Origin of the sequence: Cryobacterium sp. TMT2-17-1, assembly GCF_004402765.1 — a bacterium.
GTDB classification, from domain to species: Bacteria; Actinomycetota; Actinomycetes; order Actinomycetales; family Microbacteriaceae; genus Cryobacterium; species Cryobacterium sandaracinum.
In genome coordinates, this window is sequence record NZ_SOGC01000049.1 from 74991 (window position 1) to 96546 (window position 21556).

A 21556-nucleotide genomic window follows, 5' to 3' on the forward strand; every position below is an offset into this window, starting at 1 on the left:
AGTGTTCAGCCGGTACAGTTAGCGTGCACTAACCGAAAGTCAGGTTAGCGGTTCATAACTGAGTTGTCCAGAGTTTCCGCGTGAACGGAGCACCGAATGGGAGTCCTCCCGTCCTCGCCGACGGCTCGGAGCCAGGCCAAGGCCGACCGGCGGCAGGCACTGCTCGGGGCCGCCGCCACGCTGTTCGCCCGGTCGGGCTACAACGGGGTCTCGATCGAGGACCTCGGCGCGGCCGTCGGCGTGAGCGGACCGGCCGTGTACCGGCACTTCAGCGGCAAGCCGGCCGTGCTGGCCGCGCTGCTGGTGGAGGTCAGCGAGACGTTGGTGGCGGGCGGGCAGGCCGTGGTCGCGGGCACTCCGGATGCCGCGGGCGCACTCCACGCGCTGGTGCGCTTCCACACGGACTTCGCCCTCTCGCATCCGAACGTCATCCGCGTGCAGGACCGGGACCTGGACAGCCTCGCCGCCCCGGACCGGCACCAGGTGCGCGCCCTGCAGCGCACCTACGTGGAGCTGTGGGTGAGCGTGCTCGGGCAAGTGCACCCCGAGGTTGATGCGCAGCTGCTGCGCATCCGTGCCCAGGCGACGTTCGGACTACTGAACTCGACCCCGCACACGCTGCCGGCGTCGCCGAGCGGCAAGGTGCGGCCGCTGCTCGAGGAGATGGCGCTCGCGGCGCTCGGGGCCGGGGGGCTCGCGCCCGCCTAAGCCTCGCGGGCGGGGGGCTCGCGCCGGCGTGAGCCGGGCATCCGTCGACGTCGACCGTTCTGGTCAAGATCAACCGGTGTGCCTGTCGACCTCGACCGGAAGTGTCGATCTCGGCGGTAGCCGGGGCTTAGCGGCTCAGTCCACGACCCGTCGACGAGCCATCAGACGAATATATTCGCGGGCTCAGAAGACGGCTCAGTCGCCAGCTCAGGAGACGGTGGTGCAGACGCAGAGCTCGTTGCCCTCAGGGTCGGCCAGGACCCACCAGTCGGGGGCGTGCTCGTCGGTGAGGAGATCGCCGCCGGCGGCGATGACGTCCTGCACCCGGGACTCGGCGTCGATCGTGGGCAGATACACGTCGAGGTGGATGCGGTTGCGCTCGGTGCGCGCGATATCCATCGTCTGGAACCAGACCCGCGGGCCCTGGCCGTGTGGATCGACGAGTTCGATCTCGCCCTCGCTGTCGACCTCCACGTAGCCGAGACCCACCCGCCAGAACGGCCGGATCGCTTCGGCGTCGGTGCAGTCGATCGCCACGTCGTAGCGGGCCGGCCGCACCGGCGCACGGTCGGCGCCCTGCGCATCCGCGAGTTCCTGGATGCGCAGCGCAAGCCGCAGGTCGCGGTCGGTCACGCCGCCGGCGTCGTGGGACGAAAGGCGGAAGCCGACTTGGCCGTAGCCGAGCCGCACGTCGGGGTGGTGATTCATCGCATCCGCCGCCTCGGCAACCTGGTCGACCAGGCGCACAGCCGAGGCGAAGTCCCGGGTCGTGAACGAGCCGTGCAGGGCGCCGTCGAGGTGGACGAAGGCTCCGCCGGCGAGCACGGACTCGGTGTCGAGAGGGGTGAGGAGGGTGCCCGGTGATTTCATCCCCCCACTCTGCTGCGCGGTCCGAGCCCCGTCAAGGCGCGCTCGGGGGCATCCGTTGCCGGCCGGCTCCCGCAGGCTGCGAACCAATTCGACGGAGATTTTTGGAAAAATGCCCGTCTTTACCCAAATTTCGGGCTGTGGGAGCAAAATCTCCGTCGAATTCGTTAGGGGCTGACCACTGACTCCTAGAGGAGGGCGAGGGCGCGCGCGGGGTTGGCGAGGATGCCGGCGACGTCGGTCAGGAACCGGGCCGCCTGCTCTCCGTCGACGAGACGGTGGTCGAAGGCGACGCTGAGAGTGACCACCTGCCGCAGCGCGACCTCGCCGCGATACTCCCACGGCCGCGGCGCAATCGCTCCCAGCGCGAGGATCACGGCCTCCCCCGGAGGCAGGATCGGCGTGCCCGCATCGATGCCGAACGAGCCGATGTTGGTTATCGAGATCGTGCCGCCGTGCAGGGCGGCCGGGCTGGTCGCTCCCGCCCGGCCGGCGCTGGTCAGCGCGGCGAGCGCCGCGGCGAGGTCGGCGAGAGCCAGCCGGTCGGCATCCGGGATGTTGGGCACGATCAGCCCGCGCGGCGTGGCAGCGGCGATGCCGAGGTTCACGTAATGGAACTGCACGATCTCGCCGGCCGCCTCGTCCCAGCGGGTGTTGACCTCGGGCGTGCGGGCGACGGCGAGGCAGAGCGCCTTCGCGACCACGGCAAGGACGCCGATGCGCGCGTCGGCGAACCCCCGGTCGCGTTTCAGCGCGTCGATCAGCTCGATCGTCGGCGTCACATCCACGGTCAGGAACTCCGTGGCGTGCGGCGCGGTGAAGGCGCTCTGCACCATGGCGGCGGCGGTCTGCTTGCGCACACTCCGGATCGGGCTGCGGGTTTCCCGGGCACGGGGCACGGATGCCGGGGGCCGGTCATCCGGTTCGGCGCGCCCGAGCTCGAGTCCCGGTTCGTTCGGTGTGTGGCAGACGCCGAGGGCTGCGGGGGCGGCGTACGCCGCCACGTCCTCCCGGATGATGAAGCCCGTCGGACCGGTCCCGGTCACCTGGGTCAGGTCGACGCCCAGTGTGCGAGCCAGCGCGCGCACCGGCGGCGTGGACCGCGGGCGCTCCCCGGTAGCCGGCACCTCCCGAGCCGCGGGTGACGCGGCCGACGTTGAGGCCGGCGTCGACGTCGAGGCAGGCGCCGACGTGGACCTCGCTGCCGGAGTAGAGACCCCGGCCCGGCCCGGCGCATCCGTCGCCCCCGCGCGGGCCCGTCGCTGCGGCCGCCCGCCACGCTCGGCCGCTGCGCCGTACCCCACGAGCACGGCCAGCCGTTCGGGCTCGCCAGCAGGAGCCGTAGGACCAGCAGGAGCCGCAGGAGCCGCATCGGCGGGAGAAGCGGCCGAAGGAACTGAGGGAGGCTCGGCGCCGGCGACCTCGAAGGAGACGATCGGGTCACCCACGTGCACGGTGGTGCCGGGCTGCTGGTGGAGTTCGGCGACCACACCCGCGAAGGGCGACGGCAACTCGACGACGGCCTTGGCCGTCTCGACCTCGGCGATGAGCTGGTTGAGCGTCACCGTGTCGCCGGGCGCGACCCGCCAGGCAACGATCTCCGATTCGGTCAACCCCTCGCCGAGGTCGGGCAACCTGAAAACCTTGATCATCGTCGTCGTCCCAGCACTCGGTCGACCCCATCGAGCATGCGGTCGAGGTCGGGCAGGTGGTGGCTCTCCAACTTCGCCGCCGGGTACGGGATGTCGAAGCCGGTGACCCGCACCGGTGCGGCCTCGAGGTAGTCGAAGCAGCGCTCGGTGACCTCGGCGATGATCTCGCCACCCAGCCCGCCCGAGCGGGCGGCCTCGTGAGTGACGACGAGCCGGCCGGTTTTGCGAACGGATGCCTCGACGGCGGCGTAGTCGATGGGCGAGAGCGAGCGCAGGTCGATGACTTCGACCGAGATGCCCTCGTCGGCGGCGGCGAGCGCGGCATCCGTCGCCGTGGTCACCAGCGCTCCGTAGGCAATCAGCGTGACGTCGGTGCCGGCGGCCACGACCCGGGCACTCTCGAAGGGCTCGCCGAGTTGCGGGGTCACCGGGCCGGCAACGTGGTAGCGGCGTTTGGGCTCGAAGAAGAGGACCGGGTCGTCGGAGGCGATCGCCTGGCGGATCAGGCTGTAGGCGTCCTGCGGGTTCGAGACCGCGATCACGCGCAGGCCCGAGGTGTGCGTGAAGTAGGCCTCGGGCGATTCGGAGTGGTGCTCGGCGGCGCCGATGCCGCCGCCGAACGGCACCCGGATGGTGATGGGCATGCGCAGGGCCCCCTGGGTGCGGTAGTGGAACCGGGCCACCTGGCTGACGATCTGGTCGAATCCGGGGAAGATGAAGCCGTCGAACTGGATCTCGCAGACCGGGCGGTAGCCGCGGTACGCCAGCCCCACCGCGGTGCCGATGATGGCGGACTCGGCCAGTGGGGTGTCGACGACCCGGTTCGGCCCGAACTCGGCGAGCAGGTCGCTGGTCACCCGGAACACGCCGCCGAGGGCGCCGATATCCTCGCCGAGGAGCACCACCTTCGGGTCGTCGAGCATGGACTGGCGCAGCCCGGCGTTGATCGCCTTGGCCAGGGTCAGGGTCTTCGTGTCCGTCAGCGCCGCCTCGATCGGCGACACCGGCGTCACAGGCACCGGCGTCACAGGCACCGGCGTCGAGCCGTTCGCGCGTGTAGCCGGAGCACTCCGGATGGTTTCGATTGACATCAGACCTTCTCTCCGGTCGGCTCGAAGCTCGCCAGGTAGGCCGCGTACTCCGCACGCTGGCGGTCGACCCCGGCGTGCGGGGTGGCGTAGACGTTGGCGAGCACGGTCAACGGCTCCGGGTCAGGCAGGCCGATGCAGCCGGCGCGCAGCTCGGCGGCCGTGGCGTCGGCCAGAGCCTGGGTCTCAGACTCCAGCTCGGGGGTGAACAGGCCGAGAGAGTCGAGCAGCCGTCGCAGTCGCAGGATCGGGTCTTTCTTCGCCCACTCCTCGAGTTCGGCCGCCGGCCGGTAGCGAGTGGGGTCATCCGCGGTCGTGTGCGGGCCCATCCGGTAGGTGACGGCTTCGATGAAGGTGGGGCCTCCCCCGGTGCGGGCCCGGTTCAGGGCCAGCCGGGTCGCGGCCATCACGGCCAGGACGTCGTTGCCGTCGATTCGGAGGCTGGGAATGCCGAACCCGGGGGCCCGGCCGGCGATGCCGAAGCGGGTCTGTAGTCCGACCGGCTCGGAGATGGCCCAGTGGTTGTTCTGGCAGAAGAAGACCACCGGCGCCTGAAAGCTCGCCGCGAACACGAGCGCCTCGCTGACGTCGCCCTCGCTGGTCGCGCCGTCGCCGAAGTAGGCCACGGCCACCGAGTCCGCGCCGTCGAACACGGCTCCCATCGCCCAGCCCGTGGCGTGCAGGGTCTGCGCCCCGATGATGATGCTGGGCGTCGCCATTCGGTACACCAGCGGGTCCCAGCCGGATTGCGCGGTGCCGCGCCACACCCGGAGGATGTCGGTGGGCGCTATGCCCCGGCACCAGGCGACGGCGTTCTCACGGTAGCTGGAGAAGACGAAGTCGTCGGCGCGGAGCGCGCGGCCCGAGCCGATCTGCGCGGCCTCTTGGCCGAGCAACGGCGGCCAGAGCCCCAGCTCTCCCTGACGCTGCAGCGCCGTGGCCTCGGCGTCGATGCGGCGCACCACCACCATGTCCCGGTAAAGCGCCGCGAGGTCGGCCCCGGTCACGTGCGCGACCCAGGGATCCAGATCGGCGTCGGCCAGCCGCATCCCCTCGGGGCTCAGCAGCTGCAGAAGAATGTCGGGGGTCTCCCCGGTGTGGACAGTGTGCATCAGATGCGCTCCCAGCGTCGTTGCCGAAGTTGTTGAGAGCGTACGATTCCGCGACACGGAGCACAACCATGACAATGAATTTTGAGCAATTTGCCCTATTCATGGGGCACCCTGCCTGCTACCTTCGAGCAGTATGCACAGTCTGGACAAAGTCGACTTACAGTTGCTCCGCGCTCTGTGCGCCGAACCGCGCAGCACGTTCGTGGCGCTCGCCCAGCAGCTGCGCCTCTCCCGCAACACGGTGCAGGCGCGCATGGCCAGGCTTGAGGAGTCGAACGCGTTCCTCTCCTTCGACCGCCGCATCAATCCGGTCGCGCTGGGCTATCCGCTGACGGCCTTCATCGAGGTGCACGTGCAGCAGAAACGCCTCGCCCAGATCGTGGCCGAGCTCGCCCGCATTCCGCAAATCGTGCAGGCGCACGGCATGAGCGGGGCGACCGACATCCTGGTGCGCGTGGTGTGCGCGGATGCCGACGACCTGTTCCGCATCGACGGCACCATCCTCGCCTGCGAGGGTGTCGATCGCACCGAGACGTCCCTGGCCATGGGCGAGCTGATCCCCTACCGGATCACCCCGCTGCTGGAGCGTACCCGCCCATGACCGCGCTGCCGGTGACGTCCCTGCCGATGTTCCCGCTCGGGTCGGTGCTGTTTCCCTATATGCCGCTGCAGCTGCGGGTGTTCGAGGACCGCTACCTGGTCATGCTGTCGCGCATCCTCAAGGAGGAGCCGGCCGAGTTCGGCGTGGTGCTGATCGAACGCGGCCAGGAGGTCGGCGGCGGCGAGCGGCGGTTCCACTACGGGACCGTGGCCCAGATCACCGAACTCGAGGCCTCCGAGGGATTCGTCGGGGTGACCGCCCAGGGCGAACGCCGGGTCGAGGTCATCGACTGGCTGACCGAAGACCCGCACCCCCAGGCCACGGTGCGCGACCTTGCCGAGCTGGACTGGGACGACGACCTGCTGCCACTGCGGGACCGGGCCGAGCAGGCCGTGCGACGCGCCCTGGCCCTCGCAAGCGAATTCGCCGACCAGCTCTGGCCCTCGACGGTGGAGCTGTCCCGGGATCCGACGGCGGCCGCCTGGCAGATCGCCGGCATCGCCCCGCTGGGCCCTCTGGACCAGATCGAACTGCTGCGGTCCACCTCGATGGAGCAGCTCCTCACGGCGGTGATCGAGTACACCCAGGAAGCCGTGGACTCCCTCAGCGCGCCCTGGCCCGAAGAATAACCCCAATCTATTTGATAAATTCATCATATAGGTATATAAAGAAGTAATGATGTATCGTGCCACACGGAGCCTGAGTTGAGCGTGAAACGACTCCTGAACCTCATCCGAACCAGTGGCCGCATCGCCGAAGCGGCCCCACCGGCCCCGGCCCTGTTCCCCGGCGCCGAGGTCTTCGGCGGCAGCGTGCAGGTGCGCTTCATCAACGCCGGCAGCTGCAACGACTGCGCGATGGAGGTGCAGAGCGCGTTCGGCCCGGTCTACGACGTCGAACGCTACGGCATCCGTCTGGTCGCGTCGCCGCGTCACGCCGACGTGCTCGTGATCACGGGTGCCGTGACCCGCAACCTGATCGAGCCGATGCGCCGCACCATTGACGCCACGCCGACCCCCCGCTTCGTGATCGCGGTCGGCGACTGCGCCATCACCGGCGGCGTCTTCGCCGAGGGTTACGGCGTGGCCGGGCCGGTGTCGGACTTCGTGCACGTCGACCTGTCCGTGCCGGGCAACCCGCCCGAGCCGGCCGTCATCGTCGAAGCACTGCGCCGGATGACCGGTCGATGACCGCCCTCGAAGCCGGCCTGCTCGGCCAGACCCTGCTGCTCGTGGTCGCCATCGCCGCGGCCCTGCTCACACCCACCTCATGGCGCTCGCGGGTCAGCGGATTTTTCTGCACCCTGCTCGCCGTGGCCGGCGTCGTCACCGGTGCGATCGCGCTCTCCGGCGGCACCGGGTCGCTGAGCATCCCCACCGCCCTGCCGATGGACCCGCTCGTGCTCTCCCCCGACCGCCTCGGCGGACTGGTCATGGTGGTCGTCTCCGTCGTCGGCGTGCTCGCCTCCCTGTTCGGGATCGGCTCGGCCCGCGTGGCCTCGGCCTCGCGCACCTCGTGGCTGTCGATGGCCGTGTTCCTCTCCGGCATGCAGCTCGTGCCGGCCGCAACCGACGTGGTGTCGTTCCTGCTGTTCTTAGAGATCATGACGCTCGGCTCCACGGCGCTCCTGCTGGCCCATCACGCCACCCGCGGCACGGTCGCCTCCGCCCTGGTCTGGTACTCGGCGATGTCGCAGCTGAGCTTCTTCTTCGTGCTGGCCGGCTTCGCCATGCTCGCCGGCCTGGCCGGCGGCACCGGGTTCGCCGACCTCGCCACCATCGATCCCTTCACCTGGCAGGCGAGCGTGGCCTTCCTGCTGCTGCTGCTCGGCTTCGGCGGCAAGGCTGAGCTCGTGCCCCTGCACGTCTGGGTTCCGCGGGTGCTGCCCGAGGCCCCCGGCCACGTCGCCGCAGCGATGAGCGGCGCGATGGTCAACATCGGCGTCTACGGCGCACTCCTCGTCGTCGTACGGCTGCTGCCGAACGGCCCGGCCTGGTGGGGAGTGCTGATCATGGTGCTCGGCGGGGTGTCCGCGCTCTACGGGATTCTGCAGGCCTCCGTGGCGAGCAACCTCAAGGTGCTGCTGGCCTACTCCACGACCGAGAACATGGGGCTGGTGTTCCTGGGGCTCGGGGCATCCGTTTTGCTGCGCGCCGACAACGCAGCTGCCGCGGCCGACGCGGCCCTTGTCGCCGCCCTGCTGCTGATGCTCAGCCACTCCGCGTTCAAGTCCACCCTGTTCCTCGGGGCCGGCGCCGTGGCCCGCGCGGCCGGCGAGATGAATCTCGACCGGCTCGGCGGCCTCGGCAGCCGGATGCCCTGGACCGCTGCCGCGTTCGGCGGGGCCGCCATGGGCGCCGCGGCCCTGCCCGTCACGAGCGGGTTCGTCGCCGAGTGGATGCTGCTGCAGGCTCTGATCCACGGTTCACGGGTCGACGGGGAGGTCGTCTCCGTCGCGGCATCCGTGGCCATGCCACTCGCGGTCGCCGTGATCGCCCTGACCGCCGGGCTGGCCCTGCTCACCTTCGTCAAGGCCTACGGGATCGCCTTCCTGGCCCGCCCGCGCTCCCGGAAGGCCGCACTGGCCGACGAGGTGCCCGTCATCATGCGCATCCCGCTCGTGCTCGGCGCCCTCCTCGTGGTCGGGCTCGGCCTGCTACCGGGCCCGCTCGCCGTGGCCATCGGCTCGGCCGTGGGCCCGGCGTTCGCCCCCGACGTGCGCACCATCGGCCTCGCCGGCCTGGACGCCCGCGGCATTGACGCCGTACTCGACCCCACCACCTTCATCGTGCTGGCCGGCCTGCTGCTCGCGCCCGTGCTGATCACGCTGTTTATTTCCGCCCGGCGCCACCCCACCCGTACCTCGCCGCTCCCCTGGGCCGGCGGCGGGTCACGGCTGCGGCCGCGGATGCAGTACACGGCCACCTCGTATGCCGAGCCGCTGGTGCGCGTCTTCGACGACGTGCTCCGGCCCACCCGCGACGTGGAGGTCACCCACGTGGGTGAATCCCGCTACCTGGTGGAACGCGTCCACGTGGAACAGACCGTGTCCGACGTGGTCGAGACCCGGCTCTACCGCCCGGTGCTGAACCTCATGCAACGGTTCGGCATTCTGGCCCGACGCGCGCAGAACGGCAGTATCCATCGCTACCTGTCCTATTCCTTCGTCGCCCTGCTTTCCGTTCTGATCGTGGTGTCCCTGTGACCGGCGCCGCGGCGATCATCATCGCCCTGGTTCAGCTGGTGCTGTTCGTGTTCCTCGCCCCCCTCCTGATCGGCGTGATCCGCCAGGTGCGGGCCCTTCTCGAAGGCCGGGCCGGTTCCGGCATCTGGCAGCCGTGGCGCGATGTACGCAAGCTCCTGGCGAAGAACCCGGTGCGCGCCGCCGACAGCAGCTGGATGCTCGCGGCCGGTCCGGTCACCCTCCTGGTCTCCAGCCTGCTGCTCTGCGCACTGCTGCCGCTGGTCGGCACCCTGCCGCTGCCGCTCATCCCCAGCGACCTGTTCGTGATCGTCTCCATCATGCTGGTCGGCGTGGTGGCCCTGGCCCTGGTCGGCCTCGACGCCGGCACCGCGTTCGGCGGAATGGGTTCCAGCCGTCACATGACCGTCGCCGCTCTGGTCGAGCCGACCCTGCTGCTCGCGGTCTACGCGCTCTCCATCCCGGCCGGCACCTCCACCCTCTCGCTGATCGTGGAGACCCGGCTCCTGAATCCGGCCGTGATCATCTCCCCGGTCAGCCTGCTGGCCATGGTCGCCCTGGCCATCGCCATCATGGCCGAGACCAGCCGTCTGCCGGTCGACAACCCGTCGACCCACCTCGAAGTGACCATGCTGCACGAGGCCATGGTGCTCGAGGCCTCCGGCCGCGACCTGGTCTGGCTCGAACTCGGCTCCTGGCTCAAGCTGGCCGCCCTGCTCGGCCTGCTCAGCAACCTGATCGTGCCGTGGGGAATCATGACCGACTTCTCGGTGCTCGGCGTGATAGTCGGCGTGGGCGCCGTCACCGTGAAAATCCTGCTGCTGGGCGTTGTGCTCAGCGTGGGTGAGGTCTTCCTGGCCAAGGCGCGGCTGTTCCGCGTGCCCGAGCTGCTGGCGGGGTCGTTCGCCCTCGGCCTGCTGGCTGTCACCGCTTCCTACCTGGTCGCTTAGGAGCATCCGTGTTCACCACCATTTACCCGCAGCTGATCGGTCTCTGCACCGGCACCCTGCTGCTCACCAGCGCCCTGATGGTCTGGCGGCACTCGCTGCTGGCGTCGATCCGGCTGCTCAGCGTGCAGGGCTTCGCGCTGGCCGCACTGGTCGCCGTGATCGGCCTGGAGGAGGGCGAGGTCGAGGTGATCCTCGTCTCGCTGCTCGTACTGCTGGTCAAGGGTATGGGCCTGCCGTGGGTGCTCGCCCGCGAGACCCACGCCACCACGCGAACGGATGAGGCGCCGCGCCTCAACCCGACGGCGGCCCTGCTGACCGTGGCGCTTCTGACCATCCTCAGCTACGTCGTGGCCAGTCGGGTGCTCGCCGGCGACATCAGCATCTCGGCACACGCGGCTCCGATCGGCCTGGCCATGGTGCTGATCGGTTTCCTGCTGCTGGTCACCCGCCGGCAGGCCGGATCACAGCTGATCGGCTTCCTCGTGCTCGACAACGGCATCGCCACCGTCGCGTTCCTGACCTCGGGCGGTGTGCCGCTGTTCCTCGAGCTCGGCATCTCCCTCGACGTGCTGCTGGTCGTCGTCATCCTCTACGTCTTCGCCGGCCGTATGCGCACCAAGTTCGGCAACACCGAGATCGATCAGCTCAGAAAGTTGCACGACTGATGTCATTCGCCCTCTGGACCCCTCTGGCCATTCCGGCCCTCCTCGCCGTACTGAGCCTCGGCGTGCCCTCCCCCGCACTACGCCGGCTCAGCCCCATCGCCTCCAGCGTTGCCGTGCTCATCTCGGGCCTGCTCCTGGTGAGCGTCGTGCTCGCGGACGAAGTTCCCACACTGGGCGGCGGGCTGCTCCGCGCCGACGCGCTCAGCGCCTACATGCTCACCGTGGTCGGCGCCGTCGGGCTTGTCTCCACCTGGGGTGGGCTCGGCCACGCGACGGCCGAGCCCGCGCGGTTCACCGGCTCCTACGACGCCCTGATCTCGATCTTCCTGGCCGCGATGAGCCTCGCGGTGCTCGCCGACAACATCGGCCTGATGTGGGCCGCGGTCGAGGCCACCACCATCGCCACGGCCTTCCTGGTCGGCCACCACCGCACCCCCCGATCGCTGGAAGCTGCCTGGAAGTACGTCATCCTCGGCTCCGTCGGCGTGGCCATCGCCCTGCTCGGCATCGTGCTCATCTACGCCGCCTCGCGCGGCACGGGCGAGGCAACCCTGTCCTGGCTCGTGCTCAGCCAGGCCGGCCTGCCACTCGACCCCGCGTTGATCCGCGCCGGCGGCGCCCTCGCCGTGCTCGGCTTCGCCACCAAGGCCGGGCTCGCCCCCATGCACAGCTGGCTGCCCGACGCGCACAGCCAGGCGCCCGCGCCCGTCTCAGGGCTCATGTCCGGCGTCCTGCTCGCGGTCGCCCTCTACGCCATCCTGCGCATTCAGACCATCACCGACGCCGTGATCGGGCCGGATTTCCTGCGCATCATGCTCAGCGTCGGCGGGCTGCTCTCCCTCTTCGTGGCGGCAGCGCTTCTGATCCGCCAGCGCGACTTCAAACGGATGCTGGCCTACTCCAGTATCGAGCACATGGGCATGATGGCCGTCGGCGCGGCCATCGGCCCGGCGGCCCTGCCGGCCGTGCTGCTGTACGTGCTCGGCCACGGGCTGACCAAGGCCACCCTGTTCGTGATCTCGGGCCGCATCCTCGAGGTCGAGGGCACTCCGAAGATCGACGACGTGCGCGCCCTGCTCGTGCGGCGGCCGGGGCTGGCCGTGCCCTGGCTGATCGCCATGGCCGCTCTGATCGGGTTCCCGCCGTTCAGCATCTTCTTTTCCGAGGTCGGCATCATCGTGGCCGGCTTTTCCACCGGCCTGGGCGTGGTGGTCGGCATCGCTCTGGTACTGCTGCTCGTCATCTTCGCCAGCCTCACCCGGTTGACGGTGGCCATGACGATCGGGGCGCCTGCGGCCACGGCCGTCCCGGTCGTCCCGGCTGCGGCCGTCCCGGCTGCGGGGGCCGGGGCATCCGTCACCGGAGCCGTCCCGGTCTCCGTTCCGAGCGCATCCGTCACCCCGGCGGACGCCGAGCCGCACCCGGACGACCCCCTCGTGCCGGACCGGTCGGGGCACGGGCCGATGCTGCCGCTCATCCTCGCCCTGGGCACCACCGCGGTGGTGGCCTTCATAGCGGAGCCGGTCGGCACACTCCTGACGCGTGCGGCCGAGGTTCTGGGAGGAATCCAATGACGACCCCGAATCCGGTGCGAGCCGCCACCCCCGAGGTGCGCACGCTCACGCGCGACGAACTCCGGGGCGAAGCCGCCGCCTTGCTGACCGATGGAAACCGGCTCGCTTTGGTCGCGGGCCACGACGACGGCGACCGGCTGCGCGTGGTCTACTCCTTCGTCGCCGTCTTCCCCCGGCGCCAGATCGACCTCGTCGTGCCCGTCCCCTATGACGACGCCTGGATTCCGAGCCTGGCCGACCTCTCGTTCCCGGCCGGCAACTTCGAGCGCGGCACCCGCGACCTGTTCGGCGTGCGGCCGGCGAACCACCCTCAGCCCCACCGGTTGGTGCGCCACGGCCACTGGCCCCGCGGCTGGTACCCGATGCGGAAGGACGCCACGGCCACCCCCGAATTCGAACCCGACGTCGAGTCGTTCCCGTTCGTGGAGGTCGAGGGCCCCGGGGTCTACGAGATCGCCGTCGGCCCCATCCACGCCGGCATCATCGACCCGGGCCACTTCCGCTTCTCCGTGGTCGGCGAGACCATCGTGCGGATGGAAGCCCGCCAGTGGTACATGCACCGCGGCGTCGAGCGGCTCTTCGAGGGTCGTCTGCCTGCGGACGGCATCGATATGGCCGAGCAGATCGCCGGCGACACCGTCATCGGCCACACGCTGGCCTACACGATGGCGATCGAGGCGGCCTCCGGCATCGAGATCTCCGAGCCCGACCGCCTGCTGCGCGCCCTGCTGCTCGAACTCGAACGCCTCTACAACCACGTCTCCGACCTCGGTTCGCTGGCCAACGACGTGGGGTTCGGCGTCGTGAACTCGCACACTCAACGGCTCCGCGAAACACTACTGCGCATCAACAAGACCGTCACCGGCCACCGCTTCCTGCGCGGGGCGCTGTCGGTGGGCGGGGTACGCGTTCTCGCCCTGCCGGATTCCGCCGCCCTCCGCGGCGTCGCCGCCGACGTTCAGGAGATCATCGCGATCACCCTCGGGCACGCGATCGTGCGGGACCGGTTCACCGGCACGGCCCCGTTGCCCACCAGCCAGGCCGAGGCCATGGGCACGCTGGGCTATGTGGCGCGGGCATCCGGTGTCGACGCCGACGCCCGCCGCGACCATCCCTTCGTCGATCTGGGTGAGCACTTCCACGTAGTCACCGACACCGGCGGCGACGTGCTCAGCCGCTACCGGGTGCGCGCGGGCGAGTTCGAGGTGTCCATTGCGGTGGCGATCGACCTCATCGCCCGGCTGGGCGCGCACCGTGGTGGTGCGGCCGCGGCGTCATCTCCGGTGGCGGCGACGACGGTGGCGGCGACGACGGTGGCGGCGACGACGGTGGCGGCGAGCGGCCTTGCCCTCGTCGAGGGCTGGCGCGGAACCATCTGCCACCGGGTCGAACTAGGGCCAGACGGTGCCATCACGCGGCTGAAGGTCGTCGACCCGTCCTACTTCAACTGGCCTGCGCTGCCCGTGGCCCTGTCCGAGACGATCGTGCCGGACTTCCCCCTCGTGAACAAGAGCTTCAACCAGTCCTACGCCGGCAACGACCTCTAGCGGCGCGTCCGCTATAGCCCGGTGTCGAACCAATTCGTCCGGGACGGAGCAGGCCTAGGGCTCGGGCTACTGCGAGTCCTGCTCGATGGTGCGGAGCAGGGCGTGGGAGTCTTCAAGGCTGGACACCAACATCCGTTTGGAGATGGCCAGGAGCTCGGCGACACCCGGGTCCCGCAGACCGTAGAAGATGGTGTTGCCCTCTCGTCGGGTGGCGACAACGCCGGCGCGGCGCAGGACCCCCAGCTGCTGGGACAGGTTCGACAGTTCCGCCCCGAGCACCTCGGCCAGACTTCCGACGGAGCGTTCCCCGCCGGCCAACTGCTCCAGAACCTGCACCCGCAACGGATGCCCGAGAGCCTTGAAGAGGTCAGACTTTAATTGGGCCATGGGTAGTCCGGTCATCGACACAGTCTGATCATATCGCTAACCTGTAATACTTTCAAATAGGTGCTGGTCTTGAGCCGCGGGGAACGGGATCGGCCGCCGGATCGGGAACACGCGCGACATCGGGCGGGCACTCGACCACCGCGGGATGCAAAAAGCCCGCCCTGCCGGAGCAGGACGGGCTTTCCGTCTAGCCGACTGACCTGGCGAGAGGTTGTCGGTAGATCTAGCGGACTACGCCTCGGTCGGAACCGGTGCGTCCTCGGTGCCGGCCTTGGCCGACTCATCGAGGACCGGGGCGAGCGAGAGCTTGCCACGGTCGTCAATCTTGGTGATCTCCACGAGGACCTTCTGGCCCACGCCGAGCACGTCTTCGACGTTCTCAACCCGCTTGCCACCGGCGAGCTTGCGCACCTCACTGATGTGCAGCAGGCCGTCCTTGCCGGGGAGCAGGGAGACGAATGCGCCGAACGCGGCGATCTTGACGACGGTTCCGAGGAACTGCTCGCCGATCTCCGGGTTGGTCGGGTTCGCGACGGCGTTGACCATGGCGCGAGCGGCCTCGGCCGACGGTCCGTCAACGGCGCCGATGTACACCGTGCCGTCTTCCTCGATGGAGATGTCGGCACCGGTCTGGTCCTGGATCGAGTTGATCATCTTGCCCTTCGGGCCGATCAGCTCGCCGATCTTGTCGACCGGGATCTGGACGCTGATCACGCGGGGCGCGGTCGGTGCCATCTCGTCGGGACGGTCGATGGCGGCGTTCAGCACGGCCAGGATGGTCGCGCGAGCGTCCTTGGCCTGGGTGAGCGCGCCGGCGAGAACGGATGCCGGGATGCCGTCGAGCTTCGTGTCGAGCTGGATCGCGGTGACGAACTCGCTCGTGCCGGCGACCTTGAAGTCCATGTCGCCGAGGGCATCTTCGGCGCCGAGGATGTCGGTGAGAGCCGCGTAGCGGGTCTTGCCGTCAACGGTGTCGGAGATGAGGCCCATGGCGATGCCGGCGACAGGTGCGCGCAGCGGCACACCGGCGTTGAGCAGTGACAGGGTCGAGGCACAGACGGAACCCATCGAGGTGGATCCGTTGGAGCTGAGCGCCTCGGAGACCTGACGGATGGCGTAGGGGAATTCCTCACGCGTCGGCAGCACGGGGACCAGGGCACGCTCAGCGAGCGCTCCGTGGCCGATCTCGCGGCGCTTCGGCGTTCCGACGCGGCCGGTTTCACCGGTCGAGTAGGGCGGGAAATTGTAGTTGTGCATATAGCGCTTCTTGGTGACCGGGCTCAAGGAGTCGATCGTCTGCTCGAGCTTGAGCATGTTCAGCGTGGTGACACCCAGAATCTGGGTCTCGCCGCGCTGGAAGATCGCGGAACCGTGCACGCGCGGGATGATGGCAACCTCGGCGTCGAGCGGGCGGATGTCCGCGAGCCCACGGCCGTCGATGCGGATGCCCTCGTTGAGAACGCGCGAGCGCACGACGAGCTTGGTGACCGACTTGTACGCGGCGGAAACCTGGTTGTTCGCGCTGGCGTCGAGTTCGCCGGCGGCGACCTTGGCCGCGATGGCCTCCTTGACGGATGCCTTGAGCGCGTCATCCGCATTCTGGCGCTCGATCTTGTCGGCGATCTGATAGACGGCCTTCAACTGGTCGTTCGCGAGAGCGGCGACGGCGTCGTAGGTGGCCGGCTGGTAGGACGGGAACACCGGGTAGGCGCCGGTCGGCTTGGCGGCCGAGGCGGCAACCTTCTGCTGCGCCTCGATGAGCTGCTTGATGAAGGGCTTCGAGGCTTCGATGCCCTCGGCGATGACCTCTTCGTTCGGCTTGATGGCGCCGCCCTTGATGAGATCCCAGGCGTTGTCGGTGGCTTCGGCCTCGATCATCATGATCGCGACGTCCTGCGCGCCGTTGGCGTCGGTCACCACGCGACCGGCGACGACCATGCTGAACACGGCGTCGACGATCTGCGAGTGCTTCGGGAACGCAACCCACTGGCCGGAGCCGTTCTCGTCGGGGATGAGGGCGACGCGAACGCCACCGATCGGGCCCGAGAAGGGGAGGCCGGCGAGCTGGGTCGACATCGAGGCCGCGTTGATCGCGAGCACGTCGTAGTACTCATCCGGCGCGATGGCCAGAACGGTGACGACAACCTGGATCTCGTTGCGGAGTCCGTCGACGAAGGACGGGCGCAGCGGCCGGTCGATCAGACGGCAGGTGAGGATGGCCTCGGTCGACGGGCGACCTTCGCGACGGAAGAAGCTGCCCGGGATGCGTCCGGCAGCGTACATGCGCTCTTCGACGTCAATGGTAAGGGGGAAGAAGTCGAAGTTCTCCTTCGGCTGCTTGCTGGCGCTCGTGGCGGAGAGAAGCATGGTCTCTTCGTCGATGTAGGCGGCGGCAGAGCCCTGCGCCTGCTGGGCGAGACGCCCGGTTTCGAAACGGATGGTGCGTGTGCCGTACTTGCCGTTATCGATAACGGTTTCGGCGAACGTGATTTCTGGACCCTCCATATGGGGGTTCTCTCCTTTGGTTTTTGCTTCTCGCCATTCTGGCGATGAAGACTCGGTTGCCCGTATGGCGCGCGAGCTGGACGCGGAGAAGCAAGGTGCGAGAGCTGGCCACCAGTAGAAATTCACCAACTGCGGATGTTGCCGGCAAGTTGGGAAACCACCACCGAGGACCAGCGCGCTGCCGGTCTGCTCCGTACTGAGCGTGATTCTGCGTGGCCAATCCAAGGATTAACCTCCTCAAGCCTAACAGAAGACGTTCAGCCTGCTGGTTTCTCGCGCCCGGCCGCGCCCCGGTCCGGCAGCACGGCGTCGAACACCGGGCCGTCGACGCAGACCAGCGGCCCCTCGACGGCGGGATCCGTGGCGACGGGCGCGGCGCATCCGTGGCAGTAGCCGAGGCCGCAGGCCATGTGAGCCTCCAGCGAGACCTGCACCGGCGCGCCCCACTCGGCGCCGAGATCGGCGGCGAGGCGGGCGAGAACTCCGGCGCCGCAGGCCAGGATGACGTCGGGCGGAGCCCAGGCGAAAAGCCCGCGCAGCCGTTCGCCGAGCGCCGGCAGCGCGCTCGAGCCGTCGTCGTCGGTGACGGGGATGACCGTGGCGCCCAGCTCGGCGCAGTCGGCCAGGCCGATCAGATTGGCCGGCGACCTCCCGCTGAGCACGACCGTGGCGGCGATGCCGAGCCGGGCGGCGTCTTCGACCGAGCCCATGATGGCGCAGACGCCGACACCGCGGCCGATCATCAGGGCCGTGCGGGGCGCCTCTGGACCAGTCTCAGTCGGGAGGGCGGCATCCGGGAACTCGAAGCCGCGGCCCAGCGGGCCGGTGACCAGGAGGCTCTCGCCCACGAGTACGTCGGTGAGCGCGGTGGTGCCGCGGCCGGCCGAGCCGTAGATGACCTCCACGGTGCCCTGGTCGGGGTGGCGGCGGTGGATGGCCATCGGGCGTGGGAGCAGGATGCGCTCCCCGCCTGTGGGGGGCACGGTGATCATCAGGAACTGTCCGGCGAGGGCGGTCGTCGCAATGGTGTCGGTGGCCAGTACGAGCCGGCGGTACCGCTCTCCCACGACCTCGTGCACGAGAACGCGGGCGTCGTCCCAGACCGGGTCGGGCCGAGGCATCCGCTCGGGCGGTCGCACCGCGATGAGGCCGTCCAGCGCGGCCTCGTCGGCCGCGGCGAACGCCTGCTGGCGGCGCAGGGCGGCGAGGGCCCCGAGGGCGGTCGTAACGGTCATCAGGCCCTCCACAATTCGATCAGTCCGGTGATGTCGGCCGCGGCGACGCCCTCGCAGCGCTCCTGCAGGGCGCGAACGATTTCGACCATGGCGAACGGGCGTCCGAAGCTGGCCGTGCCGACCTGCACGGCGTGGGCGCCGACCGAGAAGTAGTCGAGGGCGTCGTCGGCGGTTTCGATCCCGCCGCAGGCGATCACCGGGATGTCGACCGCTCGGGAGGCCAACCAGACCAACCGCAGCACGACCGGGCGGATATTCGGGCCGGACAGACCGCCGATCACGTTGCCGAGAATGGGGCTCCGCGTAGCGGCCGTGAGCGGCAGCGCCGGGATCGAGTTGGCCACGCAGACGGCGTCGGCGCCGGCCGCCTCAGCGGCCTGGGCACAGTCCGCGATCGAAGAGACGAGCACCGGCAGCTTGACGATCAGGGGCTTGTCGGTCTCCAGGCGCACAGCATGCACGACCTTCCCGATGGCGTCGGGATCGGAGCCGATGTCGGTGCCGTGGCGGTCGAGGTTCGGACAGGACACGTTGAGCTCGTAGGCGTCGCCCGCTCCCCGCAGGCCCCGCACGACGGGGGCGTACTCGCCCGAACGGTGGCCGCCGACGCTGACGATCACGGGCACGCCGAGCGCCAGGTAGAGCGGGTGTTGCGACGCCAGGTAGCCGGCGGCCCCGCGGCTCGGGATGCCGACGCTGTTGACCATCCCGGCCCGGAGCTCGGTCAGCCGGTGCGCCGGGTTGCCGCCGCGCGGGGTGCCGAACACGGTCTTGGTGACCACGGCGCCAAGCTCGGCGACCGGGATCAAGCGTCCGAGCGAAGGCCCGAAGCAGCCCGAGGCCGGCATGACCGGGTTGGCGAGGGTGAGGCTGCCGATTCGCACGGAGAGGTCGACCGCCACGGAGGCGGCGGGACGGGCGTCGAAGAAGGCGCGGCGCGCATCCATTGATGGCTGAGGCGGCGCGATGGTCATGGTGTCTGCTTCCGCGGGAGAGGTCACGGGCGGGCGACGGATGCCGCGAGCAGACTTATCGCGGCGTCGGCCTTCAGCGAGGCATGCGTGGGTGCGTCGGGAACGTGAGCGGGCCGGTTCACGGCCAGCTCCGTGCGGAGCACGGGCACCACCTCGCCGCCGAGGATGTCGAGCTGATCGAGCACGGTTTTCAACGGCAGTCCGGCGTGGTCGATCAGGAAGAGCTGACGCTGGTAGTCGCCGAAGTAGTCGCGCATGCCGGCGTAGCGGTCGATGATCTGCTGCGGGCTGCCGACGGTCAGCGGCGTCTGCTCGGTGAACTCCTCGAGGCTCGGGCCGTGGCCGTAGACCGGGGCGTTGTCGAAGTAGGGCCGGAATTCGTCGACGGCGTCCTGCGAGTTCGTGCGCATGAAGACCTGCCCGCCGAGGCCCACGATGGCCTGGTCGGCTCGACCGTGGCCGTAGTGCTCGAACCGGGCCCGGTAGAGCCCGATCAGCTTGAGGTAGTGCTCCCTGGGCCAAAAGATGTTGTTGGCGAAGAAGCCGTCACCGTAGAACGCGGCCTGCTCGGCGATCTCCGGGCTGCGAATGCTGGCGTGCCAGACGAACGGCGGCACCCCGTCGAGCGGGCGCGGCGTCGACTGGAACCCCTGCAGCGGGGTGCGGAACTGGCCCTCCCAGTCCACGACGTCCTCGCGCCACAACCGGCGCAGCAGCGCGTAGTTCTCCAGCGCCAGCGGGATGCCCTGGCGCACGTCCTGGCCGAACCACGGGTAGACCGGGCCGGTGTTGCCGCGACCGAGCATCAGGTCGACCCGCCCACCGGAGAGGTGCTGGAGCATGGCGAAGTCTTCGGCGATCTTGACCGGGTCGTTCGTCGTGATCAATGTCGTGGCCGTGGAGAGGATGATGCGCTCGGTCTTCGCGGCGATGTAGCCGAGCAGCGTCGTCGGCGACGAGGGCACGAAGGGCGGGTTGTGGTGCTCACCGGCGGCGAAGACGTCGAGGCCGACCTCTTCGGCCTTCTCGGCGATGGCGACCATGGCCGTGATGCGCTCGTGCTCGGTGGGGGTGTGGCCCGTCGTGGGGTTGACCGTGAGGTCACCGACGGTGAAGATCCCGAATTGCATGTGCAGCCTCCCACTCGCGCGGCGCGCAGCGCGCATGGACGATTCTATTCGCTGGCGGCAGCGGCCAATCGGCCGAGCGAGCGCTGGATGGCAACAGCCGCGGCCCCGCGGGCCCAGGAGGAGACCCCGCTGTCGTCAACGACGATTGTCAGCGGTGTCGCATCCGGGTCGCGGTCGGCTCGGGCAGCGGCGATGACCTCCTCGGATGCCAGCGCCCACAGTGGCATCCCCTCGCCGGAGAGCACGATCGTGTCGAGCATCCCGATATTGGCGATCACCGCGATCAATCGGCCCAGTCCGCGACCGGTGGCGGTGACGACGGATGCCGCAGCCCGGTTCCCCTCCACCGCGAGCCGGAGCACCTCGTCGTAGTCGACCTCGCGGCCGAGGGCCACGCTGACCTGGGCAGAAACACTCTGGCTCGTGAGCATTGCCTGCGAGCAGCCGCGGTGTCCTTCCGGGCAGAGCGGCCCGTTCGGGTCGAGCGGGATGTGCCCACCGAGGCCCAGGCCGCTGTCGGCCGTCACGATCACCTGGTCGTTGACGACCAGTCCGTAGCCGACGCCGACGCCGATGGTCAGAACCGCGAAGGTCGGGACACCCCGGACCGCTCCGAACCACTGCTCGGCGGAGGTGAGCGCGACGACATCGTTCTCGATCGTGACCGGAATTCCGAGCAGTCGCTCGAGCCGCGTGGCCAGGTCCACGTCGTGCCAGCCCAGGAACGGCGCCCGGGTCACGACCCGGGCGCCGGTGACATGCCCACCCACGCAGACGCCGAGTGCCGACAGCCCATCCGGGCCGCCGAGCTCGCGCACGACCTCGTCGATTCGGGCCACAACGTGCTCGACAGTGTGATCGGCGAGCACCCGCCGGGCCGAGCCCACCTCGTTGGCCCGCAGGTCGGTGAGCACCGCGAAGACGTCGTCGCCGGTGAGTTTCACCCCGACGAACCGACTGGCATCCACCCGGACGTCCAAGGGCCGGGCCGGGCGCCCGACGGTTCCGTCGCGGTCTTCGCTGCCCTCGACGAACAGGCCACAATCGAGGAACGGCTTGCTCAACCGCGTCAGGCTGGCCGGTGACAGTCCCAGGCGACGGCCGAGGTCGCTGCGGGAGATCGGGCCGTGGATGAGCACGGCTCGCGCGAGTTCCCGGGAGGTCTCGCTCACTGTCGACGCCGCATCCGTGGTCATATCCGCCCCCTGAGGTGCCATTTATTCCATAGTGGCATCAATACTCTGGCCCGAGCGGACTTTTCATCTCGCGGGAGCGGCAAATTTCCCGAATTGACGTCCAATTCTTTTTGCCGTAGAAAGATTCATGCAGCGACATGACGGCCCAAGGAGCCCCGCAATG

The 21556-nt window shown here is 69.3% G+C and carries 19 protein-coding genes; 9 read left to right on the forward strand and 10 right to left on the reverse strand.

Annotated features, from left to right (window positions below; all coding sequences use genetic code 11):
- The first annotated feature begins 96 nt into the window (after positions 1-96).
- A complete protein-coding gene (locus tag E3O47_RS14585) occupies positions 97-708 on the forward strand; it encodes a TetR/AcrR family transcriptional regulator (RefSeq protein WP_104101126.1) in 612 nt (203 codons plus the stop codon).
- Positions 709-915: 207 nt separating this feature from the next.
- Here E3O47_RS14585 and E3O47_RS14590 read toward each other — a convergent pair whose 3' ends face one another.
- From E3O47_RS14590 to pdhA, 4 genes are all read right to left on the reverse strand, one after another.
- Positions 916-1578, reverse strand: coding sequence for a VOC family protein (locus tag E3O47_RS14590; RefSeq protein WP_104101125.1), 663 nt, complete (start codon positions 1576-1578; stop codon positions 916-918).
- Between the two features lie 185 nt (positions 1579-1763).
- A complete protein-coding gene (locus E3O47_RS14595) occupies positions 1764-3227 on the reverse strand; it encodes a dihydrolipoamide acetyltransferase family protein (RefSeq protein WP_134421043.1) in 1464 nt (487 codons plus the stop codon).
- Complete coding sequence (locus tag E3O47_RS14600; protein ID WP_134416418.1) at positions 3224-4318, reverse strand: alpha-ketoacid dehydrogenase subunit beta; 1095 nt, start codon at positions 4316-4318, stop codon at positions 3224-3226. The genes E3O47_RS14595 and E3O47_RS14600 overlap by 4 nt, the downstream gene beginning before the upstream one ends.
- Complete coding sequence (gene pdhA, locus E3O47_RS14605; RefSeq protein ID WP_134421045.1) at positions 4318-5427, reverse strand: pyruvate dehydrogenase (acetyl-transferring) E1 component subunit alpha; 1110 nt, start codon at positions 5425-5427, stop codon at positions 4318-4320. Before pdhA ends, E3O47_RS14600 begins: the two co-directional genes overlap by 1 nt.
- 133 nt (positions 5428-5560) lie before the next feature.
- On the opposite strand from pdhA, the gene E3O47_RS14610 reads away from it, so the two are divergent.
- The 8 genes from E3O47_RS14610 (at position 5561) to E3O47_RS14645 (ending at position 13966) form a co-directional block, all read left to right on the forward strand.
- Complete coding sequence (locus tag E3O47_RS14610; RefSeq protein ID WP_104101121.1) at positions 5561-6028, forward strand: Lrp/AsnC family transcriptional regulator; 468 nt, start codon at positions 5561-5563, stop codon at positions 6026-6028.
- On the forward strand, positions 6025-6657 hold the full coding sequence (locus tag E3O47_RS14615) for an LON peptidase substrate-binding domain-containing protein (protein WP_233191416.1): 633 nt from the start codon (positions 6025-6027) through the stop codon (positions 6655-6657). Before E3O47_RS14610 ends, E3O47_RS14615 begins: the two co-directional genes overlap by 4 nt.
- 81 nt (positions 6658-6738) lie before the next feature.
- Entirely contained in the window at positions 6739-7218 is a 480-nt protein-coding gene (locus E3O47_RS14620) for an oxidoreductase (RefSeq protein WP_198411414.1), read from the forward strand.
- Positions 7215-9233, forward strand: a complete 2019-nt coding sequence (locus tag E3O47_RS14625) for a proton-conducting transporter membrane subunit (RefSeq protein ID WP_134421047.1) — start codon at positions 7215-7217, stop codon at positions 9231-9233. Before E3O47_RS14620 ends, E3O47_RS14625 begins: the two co-directional genes overlap by 4 nt.
- Entirely contained in the window at positions 9230-10180 is a 951-nt protein-coding gene (locus E3O47_RS14630; protein WP_104101118.1) for an NADH-quinone oxidoreductase subunit H, read from the forward strand. The genes E3O47_RS14625 and E3O47_RS14630 overlap by 4 nt, the downstream gene beginning before the upstream one ends.
- A gap of 8 nt (positions 10181-10188) precedes the next feature.
- Positions 10189-10845 carry a hypothetical protein gene (locus E3O47_RS14635; protein WP_104101117.1) on the forward strand — a complete coding sequence of 219 codons (657 nt, stop codon included), beginning with the start codon at positions 10189-10191 and terminating at the stop codon, positions 10843-10845.
- Positions 10845-12419 carry a proton-conducting transporter membrane subunit gene (locus E3O47_RS14640; RefSeq protein WP_134421049.1) on the forward strand — a complete coding sequence of 525 codons (1575 nt, stop codon included), beginning with the start codon at positions 10845-10847 and terminating at the stop codon, positions 12417-12419. The genes E3O47_RS14635 and E3O47_RS14640 overlap by 1 nt, the downstream gene beginning before the upstream one ends.
- Complete coding sequence (locus E3O47_RS14645; RefSeq protein WP_134416423.1) at positions 12416-13966, forward strand: NADH-quinone oxidoreductase subunit C; 1551 nt, start codon at positions 12416-12418, stop codon at positions 13964-13966. Before E3O47_RS14640 ends, E3O47_RS14645 begins: the two co-directional genes overlap by 4 nt.
- A 66-nt stretch (positions 13967-14032) precedes the next feature.
- Here the strand turns inward: E3O47_RS14645 and E3O47_RS14650 are convergent, their stop codons facing one another.
- From E3O47_RS14650 to E3O47_RS14675, 6 genes are all read right to left on the reverse strand, one after another.
- Complete coding sequence (locus E3O47_RS14650) at positions 14033-14368, reverse strand: metalloregulator ArsR/SmtB family transcription factor (RefSeq protein WP_104195301.1); 336 nt, start codon at positions 14366-14368, stop codon at positions 14033-14035.
- Between the two features lie 216 nt (positions 14369-14584).
- Positions 14585-16858, reverse strand: coding sequence for a polyribonucleotide nucleotidyltransferase (locus E3O47_RS14655; protein ID WP_134421051.1), 2274 nt, complete (start codon positions 16856-16858; stop codon positions 14585-14587).
- A 257-nt stretch (positions 16859-17115) separates the two neighbouring features.
- The gene (locus E3O47_RS14660) at positions 17116-18093 is read right to left on the reverse strand and encodes a dihydroorotate oxidase electron transfer subunit (RefSeq protein ID WP_198411610.1); all 978 of its coding nucleotides are present in this window, start codon (positions 18091-18093) and stop codon (positions 17116-17118) included.
- A complete protein-coding gene (locus E3O47_RS14665; protein WP_134421053.1) occupies positions 18093-19067 on the reverse strand; it encodes a dihydroorotate dehydrogenase in 975 nt (324 codons plus the stop codon). Before E3O47_RS14665 ends, E3O47_RS14660 begins: the two co-directional genes overlap by 1 nt.
- A gap of 23 nt (positions 19068-19090) precedes the next feature.
- Positions 19091-20197 carry an LLM class flavin-dependent oxidoreductase gene (locus E3O47_RS14670; protein WP_104101112.1) on the reverse strand — a complete coding sequence of 369 codons (1107 nt, stop codon included), beginning with the start codon at positions 20195-20197 and terminating at the stop codon, positions 19091-19093.
- Between the two features lie 44 nt (positions 20198-20241).
- Positions 20242-21414, reverse strand: coding sequence for an ROK family transcriptional regulator (locus tag E3O47_RS14675; protein WP_233191414.1), 1173 nt, complete (start codon positions 21412-21414; stop codon positions 20242-20244).
- Positions 21415-21556 lie beyond the last annotated feature (142 nt).

Coding starts and splice junctions, on each gene's coding strand:
- E3O47_RS14585 (WP_104101126.1), top strand. CDS start 97: ATGGGAGTCCTCCCGTCCTCGCCGACGGCTCGGAGCCAGGCCAAGGCC.
- E3O47_RS14590 (WP_104101125.1), bottom strand. CDS start 1,578: ATGAAATCACCGGGCACCCTCCTCACCCCTCTCGACACCGAGTCCGTG.
- E3O47_RS14595 (WP_134421043.1), bottom strand. CDS start 3,227: ATGATCAAGGTTTTCAGGTTGCCCGACCTCGGCGAGGGGTTGACCGAA.
- E3O47_RS14600 (WP_134416418.1), bottom strand. CDS start 4,318: ATGTCAATCGAAACCATCCGGAGTGCTCCGGCTACACGCGCGAACGGC.
- pdhA (WP_134421045.1), bottom strand. CDS start 5,427: ATGCACACTGTCCACACCGGGGAGACCCCCGACATTCTTCTGCAGCTG.
- E3O47_RS14610 (WP_104101121.1), top strand. CDS start 5,561: ATGCACAGTCTGGACAAAGTCGACTTACAGTTGCTCCGCGCTCTGTGC.
- E3O47_RS14615 (WP_233191416.1), top strand. CDS start 6,025: ATGACCGCGCTGCCGGTGACGTCCCTGCCGATGTTCCCGCTCGGGTCG.
- E3O47_RS14625 (WP_134421047.1), top strand. CDS start 7,215: ATGACCGCCCTCGAAGCCGGCCTGCTCGGCCAGACCCTGCTGCTCGTG.
- E3O47_RS14640 (WP_134421049.1), top strand. CDS start 10,845: ATGTCATTCGCCCTCTGGACCCCTCTGGCCATTCCGGCCCTCCTCGCC.
- E3O47_RS14645 (WP_134416423.1), top strand. CDS start 12,416: ATGACGACCCCGAATCCGGTGCGAGCCGCCACCCCCGAGGTGCGCACG.
- E3O47_RS14650 (WP_104195301.1), bottom strand. CDS start 14,368: ATGACCGGACTACCCATGGCCCAATTAAAGTCTGACCTCTTCAAGGCT.
- E3O47_RS14655 (WP_134421051.1), bottom strand. CDS start 16,858: ATGGAGGGTCCAGAAATCACGTTCGCCGAAACCGTTATCGATAACGGC.
- E3O47_RS14660 (WP_198411610.1), bottom strand. CDS start 18,093: ATGACCGTTACGACCGCCCTCGGGGCCCTCGCCGCCCTGCGCCGCCAG.
- E3O47_RS14665 (WP_134421053.1), bottom strand. CDS start 19,067: ATGACCATCGCGCCGCCTCAGCCATCAATGGATGCGCGCCGCGCCTTC.
- E3O47_RS14670 (WP_104101112.1), bottom strand. CDS start 20,197: ATGCAATTCGGGATCTTCACCGTCGGTGACCTCACGGTCAACCCCACG.
- E3O47_RS14675 (WP_233191414.1), bottom strand. CDS start 21,414: ATGGCACCTCAGGGGGCGGATATGACCACGGATGCGGCGTCGACAGTG.